This is a genomic window from Pseudomonas sp. 2024-210, from assembly GCF_045062345.1.
Taxonomy (GTDB): domain Bacteria; phylum Pseudomonadota; class Gammaproteobacteria; order Pseudomonadales; family Pseudomonadaceae; genus Aquipseudomonas.
Genome location: NZ_JBJGEJ010000011.1, coordinates 119,211 through 134,327 on the forward strand (window position 1 = coordinate 119,211; position 15,117 = coordinate 134,327).

Consider the following 15,117-nt stretch of genomic DNA (forward strand, 5'->3'; position numbering starts at 1 on the left):
CATTCACTCGAATCGAAGGGCGCCAACAAGTTTGTTAAGCACCGTTTGAGCAGTCCCCGCGAGGCTTTCACGGGACCAACCGGCGCGCGCGCCGCTTTTGCTCCAGAGCACTTGACCGGTACGGGCATCGAGCACACGCAGGCTGATGCCTACCGCAGGCTCACCGTCCAGACCGTTCTTGTATTGCCACTCTTCAACGCTACCGGCGACCACATAATCGAGTTTTTGCTGTCGGGCCCAATCGAGCGCCACCGCCAGACGCTCGTTATCCTCCATCAACGCTTGCTCGCCTTGGGTGCTGGCCGGGTAAACCTGAGGGCGCAGGCCGTGCTCGCTGAGCACACTGAGCAATATCTGCTCGCTGCGTTCACCGGCCTGCGGCGTCTGCGAATAGTTGACCATGGGCACAATGCCCCACTGCGCATCGCGCGGCAGTTTCGGGCTGGCATCATGAGTGAAGCTGGCGCAGCCGGCGACGAACAGGACGGCCATGGCCAAGCCCAAATTACGAATTACTTGCATCGGTATTTCTCCCGTAGACGTTCCATGATCAGCGTCCAAAACGCACGCCGTAGCTCACACCCAGAGTGCCGCCAGCTTTACCGTCCCCACCTTGTGGTGCGGATTGGTAGCCGAAGGTCAGGGCCAGTTCGTCATCACCCAGAACTTCGAAGCCGATCCCGGTGTTGATGCCGTAGTTAAATGTTTGATCAAACCATTGCCAGCCCGCCGTCACGTCCACCAGCCAGGTGTACTGTGGCTTGGTGCGTACCAGCGCGCCCGGAATCCCCCGACGCCAGGAGCTGCCGACGTACAACTGGCCGTATCGGCTTTGCAGCAGATCGCTGGCGAGTACCTTGACGGGGTCATCCGCCCCCTTGACGTTGGTCACCGCGCCGCCATTTTCAAAGGCCAGATAATCCAGCGTGGGGTTCTTCACCGTGTTGTGCTGGTAATCGACACCGCTGCGCACGGTCCAGTTAGGCCCGGCGAATTCCAGGGTATGGTTGAGTTCAAGTTTGAGCGCCTGCCCCGTGCCGAGATTGTCACCAGCCCGGGTTGAAAATGACTTTTGCGCCACTTCCCAACTGAGCTGATCGCGAGGGGTCAGGCCATGGCGTCCGCCAACCCACACCGCGTCGTGCTGACCGAAGGCGCGCATCAGACCGCTTTCTTCACTCATGCGGTGCCAATCTAAACCGAGCTCGATGACATGACTTGGGGTCAATTGCCAACTGCGGGAAATGCCTAAACCATTGCGGTCATCGTCTTTGCGCTGACTGGTGTCGGCGAACAGTTTATAGCTGCCGTTTTCCACAAACCGCTGCAAGGTCAGCGCCGCGTTACGCTCTTCGCCAATGCGCGAGGACTTAATGGTGTCACCGCTGTACGTGCCTTGCTCCACGTCCAGATTGGCGTACCACGTGTCACCCACGTTATGGGCGATCTGAACCCTTGGGCCGCTGAAGTCGAGGCCGCCGTAATCCTGTTCATGCCAGGACAACTGAGCGCCTTGTGGTGTCGCTTCATGGATCTCCACTGCCTGAAGCCGCAATTGTTCGCGCACCGCCATTGGCTGATTGTCGCCGAGCTCGGACAAGCTGAGGTCGAGCGCCTCACCCAGACGTCCCAGACGACTGAGCGCCTGAGCACGCTGCGCCGGGTTCAGATCACTGCTGGCCAACAAGGTTTCGATCTGCTGATTATTGCGACTGCGCAAGGCCTCTTGGATCTGCTCGTAGCGCTCGATTTTCAGGCCCTGACCGCGCGCCCACTCCAGCCACTGATCTTTGTGCGATTGCTGATTTGTTGCGTCCAGATTCGCCAGCAAACGTCCAAACCACAGATTAAGCATGGCCGGCGAACCGTCCTTCCACTTCGACACTTCCCGCAGCGCTTTGCCGGGTGAATAGCTGCTCGCAATCAGACGTAACCACGTCGCGTAACGTTGGGACGACGGCTGAATGTTTTCACCCTCGGGGTTGCGCAGCAATTTCAAGCGCAGGCGCTGAGCGGTGTCCCGATACCCGGCGCTTTCGAGTGCATCGGCATAGGCCGCCTGCACCAGCCAGTCGTTCGGGCTGCTTTTGAGGTACATCCGGTACCAGGCTAACGCTTCGCTTTCAAGGCCCAGCATCTGGCTGGCACTGGCGAACGGCAACCATAAAACACGGTCTTCACGCGCACGCGCCCGCCATTGAGTGAGCAACGGTTTGAGTTTGCCGATATTGGCCTGATCGACGTAAAGCCAGACCAGACGCTCGCGGAACAGGTTTTCGTCCGGAAAACGCTCCAAGCCTAATAAATACAGGCGCTCGGCCTCTTCGCCCTGCCCGTCGTGGGCGGCCAACTCGCCGCGTATTGCCAGCACTTGCGACTGTTCATAGGCGTTCGGGTACTGCTCGGCATCTTTAAGCAGTGCAACGACTTGTGGCCAGTCCTGCAAGGCTTGCGCTTGCTGCAAGGCCTCGACCAGACGCTGCGGATTTTTGCCATGCTTCCAACTGGCAACCATCAAGGCCAGAGCACGCTGAGGATCGCGGGTGCGATAAAGCGTGATGAGTTGGCTCTCGTCGCCACTGGTCAACTTGCCGTCGAGGGCGAGCATTTTTTCCAGGGACACGCGCAAGTCTTCATCGCGCTCCAGGTCCCACGCCAGAGAGGCACGAGCGCGCCAGTATTCAGCGTCATCGATGTGCTCGTCGCCCGCTTGCAACACACCCCATGCCGCTTCGTTATCAAACAGTTTCAGATACGTGTTAGCCCAATCGACCTGCTCTGTGGAGGTCAGTTTGAAACGTTTCGAAAAATCCTGATAAACCTCAGCCTTGGCCGCGAACTGCCCGGTATTTTCAAGGCTCTGCAACAAGCGCGACCATGCCAGACGATGCATCGGGTATGTGTGCAGGTAGGCACGCAACCACGCTTGGGCCTGGACGGGCGTGCCGCGCGATTCATGACCGTAAATCAGCGCATCAAGCTCGACATCGGTGAGCATTCGCTGGTGCATGATGTCGCCCAGCAACGGAATCGAACGATCAAAGTCGAACTGCTGACTCGCCAGACGCCACGCGTGTTCGCGAACCGCCGGGTCTTCTTTCAGCGCCAGCAGTTGGATCCAGTAATCCAGTGCCGCCTGATTATTGCCTCGCCACTCACCCAGATGAGCCATTTGTTCGAGCAGCGCCTGATCGTCGGGGTGATCAACCACTAGCTGCTGACCGGTATCCCAAGCGCCAGCGAGATCGCCAATGGCCAGGCGCATGTGGAAATCTTTCAACGCGACCCGTGGATTGTCCGGCTGCAACACTCGCCATTGGTTGAGCACGCGCTGCGCCAGAGCGAAATGCTTGCTCGCCACGGCGACATCAACACCCTGTTCCAGCCACGCCGCATCGGTTTGCGGGTTGTTGAGCAGAGGCAATTCGTCGGACAGCACTTGGGCAGCATCGTTATCTCGCCCCGCAGACAGCAGGCCATTGAACGCCAGTTGCGCATATTTGCGCCGCTCGGCTGCCTCTTGACTGTCACGCCTGAGCTGTAGATAGATCTGCGCAGCACGCCCCGGTTGTTCTCCCGCCATGTACCAGTGTGCGGCCGCTTCGAGTGACTCGTTATGCAACGTGGGGTCGCGGTCGGCAATCTCTTCGTAGACACCGGCGGCAAACGCCGGAGCCTGTAAAGTCAGCGCCAGTTTTGCCAGCTTTTGCAACAGGGGGACCGGCAGCTTGCGGTAGTCGAAACTGTTCAAGCGCTCCACCAACGCCTGCTGAACAATCAGATCGTTGTTTTTTGCCGCGACCAATGAGTCCAGTTCAATCCGGTAGTACGCCTGGATTTCCGGCTGTGGTTTGGGCCAGGCTTCCACATGTTGGCGTGCCTTGGCGTATTCACCCAAACGAATCAGCAGGTCGACCAGCTGTAAACGCAATTGATCGTCATCCGGGTGAGCTGTCAGTAACAACTCGGCATAGTTGGCCGAGACTGCATCCGGCTCACGGCCATCGGGATGGAACGTTTCTTCGCGCTGGAACGTCGCCCAGAGCAGGCCGCCTACCGCCACCGCCACTACCGCCAATGCCCAAGGGTTGAGCAGGCGGCTGTTTTTAGTTACAGACGAGCTGACCATTTCTCACCTGCTTCATGGGTAATTGAAAAGTCCACAGGCCGGCGGATGCCTTGCCGGCAAAACGCTGTCCATCCACTTCCACCCGGCAAGGCCTTGCCGAACGTACCGAGAAGGTCAGATCGAACTGACCGGCAAAGGAAAAGTTCACACGCTGATCATCCAGGTAACTCCATTCCAGCAACGGCACATTTGCTTCCTCAAGCGCCGGTCTGTCGTCCCGATCGGGTCGCAGAACCAGCAACGCGCGGTCGCTGCTCAAGTGCACATAACGGCCTTGCGGCAAATCGCGCACACCGGCAATGCCTTGTGAGTGCGACAGATCCGGCCAGCCCATTTGCGGGTCAATACGCACGGTACGAAGTGCGTCCATGCCACGTATTTGCCACGCACCATCGGCGGTGCGCGCCATACTGGCCTGGTACAAGCCGTGCAGACGATCGATGTAATCGCTCATCCACAGGGACATGGGGTGCTGCTCGCGCATAAAGCCGTAGATGTCGTGCATCGCCTTGATCGACGCCTGCTTTGTGCTCGAATAAAAGTGGTAATAGAGGTTCAGCCCACGCAGACGGCGTGGGCTGTCCGTCAGCTCAAAGGTGTCGATCACTTCATGGAACCCGTAGTACGGGCCTTTCCACAAATTGGTGTACAGGTTCTCGTTTATGATCGGCGCGTAGTATTGCAAGCCACCTTCGGTAGGTCGCAGCAGCGGGTTCAGGCCGGTCAACGACGGATTGGCCTTGGTCATCATGGTCTCCGCGCCGTTGACGTTTTTCAGTCCGGCGTCGTAGGCCAGCTTCAGCGTCGCCGCCGATGGCAAGGCGTCACCCGGCCAAAAGATCATCTTCACCGGTTTTTCCGGGGTGGTCAGGTGTTCATTGATGTAGTCTCTGGAGCCAAAGACCTCCCGGCGAAAATCAATGTTGTCGTAACCCGGTATCGCCATGTTCAAGCCGTATTCGGGTTTGAAATTCTCGCGTTTCTTGGCCTTTTCCGGCTGCATGAAAAACGGATGGCTAAAGGTGTGGCTCGCGACTTCAACTTTCGGGTTAGCGAAAATTTCACGGGCAATTGGCTCCAGTTCACGGGCCAGATACGGGTACATGCCACGCGGCGAAATTTCCCCTTCGACGATCGACACCGAGGTCAGGAACGGGTTGGGCTTAATGAAATCTTCCAGCGTGTGTCGGCCAGCATAGGGCGTGCCACGCACCTCGGCACGGGACGGAAAACCGTCGCCATCAATATGGACGGTTGCAATGCGACGGCCGTTTTCCGTGGTGGTGTCCGGACGCGGCTGCACCGGCAGACGCAAACTGGCCTGAAGAAACGCAAACGGATCAAGAATCCAACGGCTGCGCTCGTTGTTGACTTCAAGGACATAAGGGGCAAGCGCAAACCCACCCCACTCGCCCACCACCACCGGGGTGTAAACCTGCCCTGCGGCGTTGGTCAGCGATAAGACGGACGTCGGCCCGTTTGGCAGCACTGACACGGCAGTCAGGTCGCGCGACCTGGGCATCACCGGTGCTTCAAACGCACCGATCAGCGTCTTGTCCTGATGGGTAATGGTCAATGTTTGAGTGCCTGGAGGCACATCGCGTATTAGCCCCAGACGCTTGAGCAGAGCGGTGTCTTCAATCGGCAACCCTGCGAAGAACACCACCGGAACGTGTTCGTCGAGTCGCTGGCCAATCCAGCGGTTAAACGCCGGGCTGTCCTGTGGCGGGCCGCTGGTCATCCAGGTCACGACACCGGCGTACAAACCACTGAACTGATAGTTAGGCATGTTGCTGGTGGTGGGCAGGTAATCGACGCGATAACCCAGGTACTCCAGCAACCCGCCGAGCAAAGTGTGGCCGGCGTTATCCGCCAGATCGCCTTCGCGCGGATCGTAAACCAGTGCAATGCGGCGAGGTTGAACTTCAAGGCTGCTGATGCCCATCGAGTTCAGGTCAGGCGTGCCTATGTAAGGGATGAAACCTTCATCACGCAGACGCTTGGCCAGTTTGCGCGCTTCTTCGCGACGCTCTGGCGGCAAGTAGTCAATGGCTACCAACGGAATGCCTTTGGCACGCAAGGGTTGAAGGTAAGTCTCGAGCCATTGACGATCGGATTCGGACACTGGGCGGTAGCGCTTGGTGGACGCATCCCAACCGGCATGAATGGACTCAACCGCTACCGCTGCCGCCACCCCGTCGAGATCAGGCAGCACTTCAAAACCGCGGTTAAAAAACAGTTTCAGCTTGGGTTCGCGCTGGTGCAGTTCACGCAGGAAACTGGCGAGGGCGACACGCTGTGACTCTCGCGAGGCTTCGGGCAACAACTGAAAGCTGTCGAGGGTATCGAGGAACAGGCCGCTATAGCCCTGAGCCTGAAGATCTTTGGCCGCGCCGAACAAATGTTCACGCCAGGCGGGCGCAGACAGGTCCATGACTTGGCTGTCCCACGAGTCATTACGCACGGGGCTGACGGCCTCGTTCAAACCGGCCTTCTCAATGTCAGCTTTGGTGCCGCTGAATTCGCCTACGGACAAGTAAGCGAATGGCTGGCTGCCTAACGTGCGCAGGGTTTTGACGTCGTCACGGGTCATGTGCCCCGGCTCGACAACCGACCAGTCGAATTGGGCCAACTCGGGAATCGGCGGTTGATCTGCGTACCAGAAAGCCACGCTGGCCGGTTGGGGTAATGATGCAGCCTGAACGGCCGGAACGCTGACAAACAGCGCCAATGCAGCTAACAGCCGTTTAGCGGCCGAGCGCAGACGCGTCCTGCGAAAAACAATTTCCATAACTCACTCTTGAAAGGAACCGAACCAGGACTGCCTGCACACGGATCGTGTGGAATTGGCGGGGTTACAAACTGCGCAAAAGCTGTGCTAAACCGTCGCCAATCGAGGTCGGAGCCGCAAGCGTGAAGCGGTCTAGCAAGCGTGTGTTGTTGGCGCGCGAATGGCGAATGTCGCCCTGACGTGCCGCATGATTGGTCACTGCCATAGGGGTACCCAAGGCGTCTCCCAGTTCAGCGATCAAATCATTGAGGCTGGTAGAGCGACTGAGCCCGACATTGACTGCGCCGGGTTTCGGGTCGCTCGTTTCTACCGCCTGAACCAGAATACTGACCAAGTCTTTGACGTAGACAAAATCACGGGTCTGTTCGCCGTCGCCGAAAATCACCACAGGCTTTTGCGACATAGCACGCTCTGTGAAGATGCTGATCACGCCGGAGTACGGGGAGGAAGGATCCTGGCGCGGCCCGAAGATGTTGAAAAAACGCAGGATTACCGGCTCAAGCCCATGCTCACGACGGTAGAAATCCAGATAGTACTCGCTGGACAACTTGTCGCTGGCATAGGGCGTCAACGGTGATTTAGGGGTGTCCTCGTCGATGGCCGAGCCTTCACCATTGTTGCCATAAATCGCGGCGCTGGAAGCAAACACCATTCGCTTGATCCCGGCGTTCAACATCTGTTCGCACACGTTGAGCGTGCCCACAAAATTGCTTTGATGGGTGGCGACCGGGTCATCCACTGATGCTTGTACGGAGGCCACCGCCGCCAAGTGCACGACCGCGCTGCAATCGCGCATGGCCTCTTTGACAGCCGCGCTGTCGGCAACATCTCCGACAATCAGCTTCAAATTGGCGTTACTAACCGGCAAGTTGCCAACCTTACCGGTTGACATATTATCCAGCACACGCACTTTGTAGCCTTTGCCTAACAATGCATCTACAAGATGAGAGCCAATAAAACCCGCACCGCCAGTGACCAGAATTCGTCCATCAAGCATTAGTGTGTCCTGAAGTTCAGCGGATACTGTCGTAAAAAACCGCTGGCAGTGTCTTTGTTAAATGGTTGTTAAGCCTTATAGCGGTTAATGCCTATCGTTCTGATTCGGGTATTGCCCTAACTAATTAGATCGAACACTCGATAAAACGGGCCATGTCAAAAAAAGATTGATGGCGGTAGGCCATTAAATCGCCGCAAATCATGTGAGACTGGGGAGAAACTGTCAATAGGTTGTCTAAATAACCGCTGTACGGTTCTAATTTCAAATAAATGTCACTTTTTTGACGCCAGTAAATGTTATTCACTCACCCACTTTTATCGCTGTAAAACACGTTAGGTACTTGCATCCCCCCTGCAACTTTTGATGACTTGATCGACACGTTAGGCATGACCCAATAAGTTCAACGCTCTGAAGCCCTGTATTAACCACCGAACTTTCTCATTGGGCGCACGCTTGCTCCAGACAGTGCGTAGAACGCACTCTTTTTAAGTGGACACCTTTTCTGGTCTTTTAAAGCGAATCGTCCATGCAGCCAAAACGACGCACTTGCACCAAGACGCTTAAAGCCCTACTCATACAATAATCCGCCCAAGCTGACGCGTCGCAGGCAACCGGTTTAGTTATGCAAGACGGGATGCCAGGACGGTTATATTTAGTCTTCCCAGCAAGACCCTTAAAAGCCGTAAAGCGTGGAGAAACCCAAGCTTTACGGCTTTTTATTGCCCGCGTTTTCCGACCTGATCTCAGGCCATCCCACGGTTAAGGGGACACCTATGGGGGCATGGCACGGGCAGCCCTGCTACCCAGTGGACTTGGGAGGGGTTAAACAACCGCGTAGGCGAGTGCTGCGAGGTTCTGTGCGCGGGGATCAATCATGGCGTGAGCACCTGATGTGGTTGTCACAAAGCTAAAACTAATACCGCGATCAGCATCTGCGAAAGCGATTGGACCGCCCAGCCCTATATGCCCAAAGGCATTGGGCCCCATACGGTGTGATGCATGCGGATCGACCTGTTGTTCCAGCATGCAACCCAAACCGTAGCGCATGGGCCGTTTCCAGATTCGATCCATGCCACTGCTTTGCTCTTGGGTGAACTCATTGAGCGTCTCTGCGCTGATCAAACGCCCTGCCAGCAATGCACTGTAAAAGCCGGCTAAACCATTTGCCGTGCTATGTGAGCACGCACCGGGTTGTTTAAAGGCCCACCACCTTGGGTCAGAGGAGCGCTTGGGAGACATTCCCGGATTGGTAAATGCCAGTGTCGAAATGTCGTGCGAATCCGTCGCGACTCGCGCTCTTAAATTCTGCGAGTAAGGATCGCCTGTTCGTCCCTTGGCCGCGCAAAAACGGGCTATCCGGTAATAATCGGGTTGTTTTACGCCAAGATGAACCTCCAGGCCATTGGGCTGAGTTATTTCTTCATGGATAAACGTGCAGGGGTTACGGCCATCAGTGCGCCGAATCAGTTCTCCGATTATCCAGCCATAGGTCAAGGTCCCATAACCCAGTTCGGTGCCTGGTTGCCACCACACAGGCTCCGCGGCCAGGGTATTGGTCATCTGCTGCCAGTCATACATCGCAGGATTTCGGTCAGGAAGTCTCAATGCCGGAATTCCGGAGGTATGGCTCATTACGTGACGCAAGGTGATGGTGTCTTTCCCGCCTTGTGCGAACTCAGGCCAGTAATGAGCCACCGGTATATCCAGTTCTAACGTTCCTTTCTCGACCAGCATTAATGCAGCAACGGCAGCGAAAGGTTTGACCACACAAAATGTATTGACGAGCGTATCTTCATCCCAAGGCTTACTACCCTCAAGGTCCGATGAACCTGCCCAGAGATTCACAACGGTTTCATCGCCCACCTTGATGCACAAGCCTCCCCCTCGCTCCTGCGGATCATTAAAAATAGCTTCGAAAGCTGACTTTAGACTTTCGAATTCAGGTGCACATATCCCGTTTGCTTCCATGCTTTACACTCCATGTGTTTATACATTTAACCCGTGCCTGAGAGGCGCGCAATGACAGCCTAAGTGCCATTAATAAAAGGGCACGCTCATACCGTTAATAAGCAGGTGAATGGCAACGCTTTATTGCCTACGCACTTCTTTACTAGGTATCGGCGAAACAGATAAGTACCGTAGCCGTTCAGATTTTTTGTGAATTCAGCGAGTAACGATTTGAGCGCTTATACGTCCCAAAATCATTAAAGCGCACGCCGGCTTCTGCCAGTACTTTATGAGCGAACGGCGCTGTCAGTTGACGCAAGTAGAAGGGATCTTTAACCACAAAATGATGAATGCAATGAGTGCTTCCGAAGTTGAAGCAAAACAACTGAAATGGCCATAACCACCATGGATTCATGACTTGAGTTTGCTGCAAAGGATTGCGCGGCATGACATCGCCGTAATAATGAATGTTGGAGCTGACAAAGAACAGGCAAAACTGACGGATTATATTGGGCGCTATGACAATAACCACCGCGCTGTTTACCACGGTCATTAACATAGACATTGCCGGGGAAGGCTCAGGGGTTACACCGACAAGTGAGCTTGTCCATTCGTAGAAATGATACCCCAGAAACACATACCAGCAGCCCCAGTACAGTAGGCCTAGCGGGGCGTTCAACCGCAGCACCTTGAGGGTCAGTCGGATTTTTTCTCGCCAGGTGGGTGCACACAAAGCATTCACAATGCCAAATATAAACCCATCAACAAGCTTTAATAACCTCTTGGCCCCCCAAGGGCTACCGCTGGTTGTAATCCAGGCTTCAACATCGGTCTCTGTTCCTGACTCTTTATGGTGATGAAAATGCAACCCTCGCCTTAACCAAGGGCTTGGCATACCCGGCCGTGTTATCCAGCACAACAACATCATCAGGTTTTGCGCGAGGGGTTGTTTTCTGAAATATAAACGATGAATTAAATCATGCTCAAGTTCATGTATAAGTGACGTCAGCAACGCATTAACCACAATGCAAAGCCAACCTGGGATCAATCCTTTAATGTAGAGGACACCCATAATAATCATGCCCGTTACAGACACTGCCATCACGCTAGCACCTATTAAATTTTGGTAATTTAACAAGCGATAACGTTGGCGCAGCTCATTACTGTGCTGGGTGATTTTCTGAGTAACAGCGCTTATTGAATCTTGCTCTGTTTGCGACAACGGAACTGTACGGGCTTTATTGACGGTATTCATCACTTCATCCTTTGAATGCGATGGCTCGGTGTGCCGAACTATAAAAGCACATATATATTCCCGGGCAAGTTTTTTTGCCGTTCAATTGGCATGGCCGGACGAGCGGATATACATAATGTTTAATTGTCTAACAATAAAGGTAGGTGGTGGCGTAATAACGTCTGCTTTTGGCCGATTAACCCTTCCACAGCTTGATCACGGATGGTCAGTCCTCAACCCAAAATAACAAGGGTAACTCGCACTTACTGACACACCCCATGTGCCCCGCGATAACAGAGCGTACTGCCCTCGACACTCAGCCGCTACTCAGCCCGCCTGATAACGATGAGCGGCCGTAAGCAGAAGCTCATCAGCGGCCATTGATGCGCTATCGCCCCTTCATGGTGAATAACATGAGGGGCGATATGGGCTGTCAGCGCCTTATGGTCCTTGCGTGCCACCCTTACACCTGAACAGTCAGCTGCTCCGCCACAGCCTGCAGCTCCAACTCACGCACCAGCGGCAACACTCTGCGGCCAAAGTATTCCACTTCTTCCTGGCAATGCAGGAAGCCACTGAGCACCAGATCAACCCCTACCGCTTTGAGCGCAACGATGCGTTCTGCAATTTGCTGGGGGGTCCCAATCAGGTTGGTCTTGAAGCCATCGTTGTACTGAACCAGATCTTCAAACGTCGACTTGGCCCAGTTACCTTCACCTTCGGGGCTGGCAGCGCCGGCGCTTTTCACTTCGCGACTAAAGCCGTTCAAGGCGATCTTGCTGACCACAAGACCGCCGCTGACGTTGGGCACCCAGTAAGCAAACTTGATGGGGGTCTGGCTCATGTGTTTACTCGCTTCAGTCATGGTAAAGAGGACTGGAGCAGTAAACGTGCCAGACGAGTTTTCCTAAAAGATCAATGAGGTGGTAAATGCTTAAGCCGTTAAGTGTTGCGGGGCAAACAGTCTGCCGAGCAACTGTTGCTCATCCAACAGACTGTGGCCCCTTGGCGGGTTATTTCCCCCCCCTCACCACACGTACTGCATACGAAGCGTCCAGGTATTCACATCCGGCGAACCGCTGCGCTCAGCCACCGTATCGGAGTAGGCAATCAACCCGCCGAACTGAGGCGAAAGCATAAAGCCCAGGCTGGCGCCCACCACTGTGTTCTCTTGCTTGTTGTCTTGATTGGCGCCGTTGATTTTGGTTTCGCCCCCTGTGCTGTAGGTGGTGTCCAGCGATGCCCACAGCGCCCGATTGAAGGTGTAACTGTAGTGGCCTTCAATGGCATACAGCGCCTTCTGTTCCAGTTTGTTATCGCCCAAATAGTCGTCGTTGTCGCCGTACAGCGATACATAGGCGTTGAGTTCTAGCCACGTGGGGCCGATGGGTGTGCCGAATGCCAGCTCGGGTTTGAATACCCACCGATTCGCGCCGATATTGATGACCCGGTTTTTGTCGTAATCACCGGTGGGGGTCGTGACCCACAACGCGCCCGTCAGAAACGTTTCCGGTTGCCAGTTGGCAAATTGCTCTTGGCTCAGCGCAGGCCCACCGAATACGTTATGCACCAGGACGACCTGAGTGTCGCCGGTTCCACCGTTATGTTTGGTGCCGTCGAAGAACCGGGCATTATCAAAAGACGCACTGACATCGGCATAGGGCTGGATGATTTGTATCGCTGAGTTACGACCATCAACCGCAAATGAACGGGCATAACGCAAAAGGTAAAGGTCGCCCTTGAGCGATAACCCGTCGATAGGCAGCGAGGTGTCTATCGGTGTGTTGGAGTCGATCCGGTTGTAATAACCAAAAATCATGTTCAGGTCAGTCGGCAGGTTTTGCCAGTCGCGTGCGTTGTCCGCATGGACTGCGACGGATGACAAACCTACGGTAAAGCCAAGCAGCGTAGCGCTGCACGTGCGCGAGCGAAGGCCCATTGTGTGTCTCCCCAGTACGTGTATGAGCAAACCCCGGCAACGGTTGCCGGGGCTTCAGTCAGTCTCAGGGAGTGACAATGTTGAACATGGTCGGGAAGGTATCCAGCAAGCCCAGCAGCTCCTTGATTTTTTCCGGGTCGCCTTCCACTTTCGCCTTGCCCGCTTCGATTTCTTTGTCCAGGGTCGCGCCGCCCATCATCAGCCCCGCAAACCCTTCTTTGTCTACGGTGAGGGTAGCATCCGGCTTATCGACGACTTTATCTTTGGTGTAAATCACCACGCCGTTACGCAGCTCTATCGCGTAGTTCTCGCCATCGGGTTGCTTCCAGTTCAGCAACAGGTGTTTGCCGATCGCTTTCGGGCCGTTGAGGCGCACCCCCAGATAATCGAGCATCAGGTCAGGGCTCATGGCCGCCACCATGTCGGCGCTGGAGGTAGAGATGCCCGGAACATTTGGCACGCCGTTACGCAGCTCATACGCGCCCATCAAATACTCGTTACGCCAGGTCGGGTTTTCGGTCTGGTAGCCCAGTTGCTCGAACGCGTCGGCTTGCAGGTTGCGTGCTGTCTGGTTGGTCGGATCAGCAAACACCACGTGCTTGAGTACCTCGGCTGCCCAACGGTAATCCCCTTGAGCAATCGACTCCTTGGCCTTGGCGATAATCGCATCGGCACCGCCCATAAACTCGACGTACTTCTTGCCCGCTTCAACCGGCGGTAGCGGGTGCAAATTCGCCGGGTTGCTGTCGTACCAGCCCAGGTAACGTTGGTAAATGGCCTTGGCGTTGTGGTTCACCGAACCGTAGTAACCCCGGTCGTGCCACTGCTTGCCCGTGCTGTCGGGCAATTGCAGTTGCTCGGCAATTTCGTTCATGGTCAGGCCTTTGTTCGCCATGTTCAGCGACTGATCATGGATGTACTTGAACATGTCACGCTGATCACCGAGGAAGCTGACGATGCGTTCCTGCCCCCACATTGGCCAATGGTGCTGGGCTATGACCACTTCCACTTGGTCGCCGTGGGTGTTGATCGCCTCATTAAGGGTTTTCCACCAGTTAGCGGCGTTGCGTACCTGGGCGCCACGCAAGGTGTAGAGGTTATGCAGGGTGTGGGTGGCGTCTTCGGCGGTGTTGAGCATCTTGAATTGCGGGAACCAGATGAGCATTTCTGACGGAGCTTCGGTGCCCGGCGCCATCTGGAATTCCATCTCAACACCATCGACGGTGAGTTTCTCGCCGGTCTTGGAAATAGTGTCGGTCGGAGGAATGAGCGTGAACGTACCCATTGAGGTGGTTTTGCCCAGTCCCGCATCCAGTTGGCCTCGCGCACTGCGCGGCAGCAAGGCGCCGTACTGATAAAGGGTGCGACGGCTCATGGCGTTGCCGGCCAGCACGTTCTCGCTCACGGCCTCTTCCAGGAAGCCTTCTGGCGCAATGATCTTGACCTTGCCAGCCTTCACATCGTCTTCGCTGACGATGCCTTTGACACCGCCATAGTGGTCGGCGTGACTGTGGGTGTAGATCACCGCCTTCACGGGTTTCTTGGGACGGTTTTTGTAGTAAAGGTCGAGGCCGGCTTTGGCCACTTCGGCTGTAACCAGCGGGTCGATAACGATCAGCCCATTGTCCGATTCGATAATGGTCATGTTGGAGAGGTCGAAACCACGAATCTGATAGACCTTGTCGGTCACTTTGAACAGACCGTTATTCAGGTTCAGTTCTGCAATGCGCCACAGGCTGGGGTTCACCGTGTCCGGCGCTTCGCCTTTGATGAAGTCATAGGTGGTCAAGTCCCACGCTGTCTGACCTTTGGCATCCTTGATGGTCATCGGCACCAGCGTTTCGATAAAGCCTTTTTTGGCGTCCTCAAAGTCTTGTTTATCCGCAAACGGTAACTCTTTATAGACCGCAGCATTGGCCTGCCGGGTTTGTTCGCTCGCGTCTTTAGGGGCCTCTTTGGGCGCCTCTTCAGCGAAGGCCAGCATGCTGTTGAAACTTAACGCCAAGACTAACCAGTGAGAACTGCACTTCATCGAGACCACTCCTGTGAGATGAATTCGTACGACTCTTTTTGCTTAAAC

General features: G+C 55.3%; 8 protein-coding genes and 1 pseudogene. All 9 read right to left on the minus strand.

What is annotated here, in order from left to right:
* Positions 1–3: 3 nt before the first annotated feature.
* Complete coding sequence (locus ACI7MX_RS16215; RefSeq protein WP_405590201.1) at positions 4–522, minus strand: penicillin-binding protein activator LpoB; 519 nt, start codon at positions 520–522, stop codon at positions 4–6.
* Positions 523–550: 28 nt separating this feature from the next.
* Positions 551–4,129, minus strand: coding sequence for a tetratricopeptide repeat protein (locus ACI7MX_RS16220; protein WP_405590203.1), 3,579 nt, complete (start codon positions 4,127–4,129; stop codon positions 551–553).
* Positions 4,107–6,920 carry a bifunctional glycoside hydrolase 114/ polysaccharide deacetylase family protein gene (locus ACI7MX_RS16225; RefSeq protein WP_405590206.1) on the minus strand — a complete coding sequence of 938 codons (2,814 nt, stop codon included), beginning with the start codon at positions 6,918–6,920 and terminating at the stop codon, positions 4,107–4,109. The genes ACI7MX_RS16220 and ACI7MX_RS16225 overlap by 23 nt, the downstream gene beginning before the upstream one ends.
* Before the next feature lie 64 nt (positions 6,921–6,984).
* Complete coding sequence (locus tag ACI7MX_RS16230; RefSeq protein WP_314485745.1) at positions 6,985–7,917, minus strand: NAD-dependent epimerase/dehydratase family protein; 933 nt, start codon at positions 7,915–7,917, stop codon at positions 6,985–6,987.
* 822 nt (positions 7,918–8,739) lie between these two features.
* On the minus strand, positions 8,740–9,885 hold the full coding sequence (locus ACI7MX_RS16235; protein ID WP_405590209.1) for a serine hydrolase domain-containing protein: 1,146 nt from the start codon (positions 9,883–9,885) through the stop codon (positions 8,740–8,742).
* 178 nt (positions 9,886–10,063) lie between these two features.
* On the minus strand, positions 10,064–11,119 hold the full coding sequence (locus ACI7MX_RS16240; protein WP_405590212.1) for a fatty acid desaturase: 1,056 nt from the start codon (positions 11,117–11,119) through the stop codon (positions 10,064–10,066).
* A gap of 442 nt (positions 11,120–11,561) precedes the next feature.
* Positions 11,562–11,870: pseudogene (locus ACI7MX_RS16245) on the minus strand (dimethyl sulfone monooxygenase SfnG); the annotation flags it as partial.
* A 255-nt stretch (positions 11,871–12,125) separates the two neighbouring features.
* Positions 12,126–13,037, minus strand: coding sequence for a transporter (locus tag ACI7MX_RS16250; RefSeq protein WP_314485751.1), 912 nt, complete (start codon positions 13,035–13,037; stop codon positions 12,126–12,128).
* Positions 13,038–13,101: 64 nt separating this feature from the next.
* A complete protein-coding gene (locus ACI7MX_RS16255) occupies positions 13,102–15,069 on the minus strand; it encodes an alkyl/aryl-sulfatase (RefSeq protein WP_405590215.1) in 1,968 nt (655 codons plus the stop codon).
* Between the last annotated feature and the right edge of the window lie 48 nt (positions 15,070–15,117).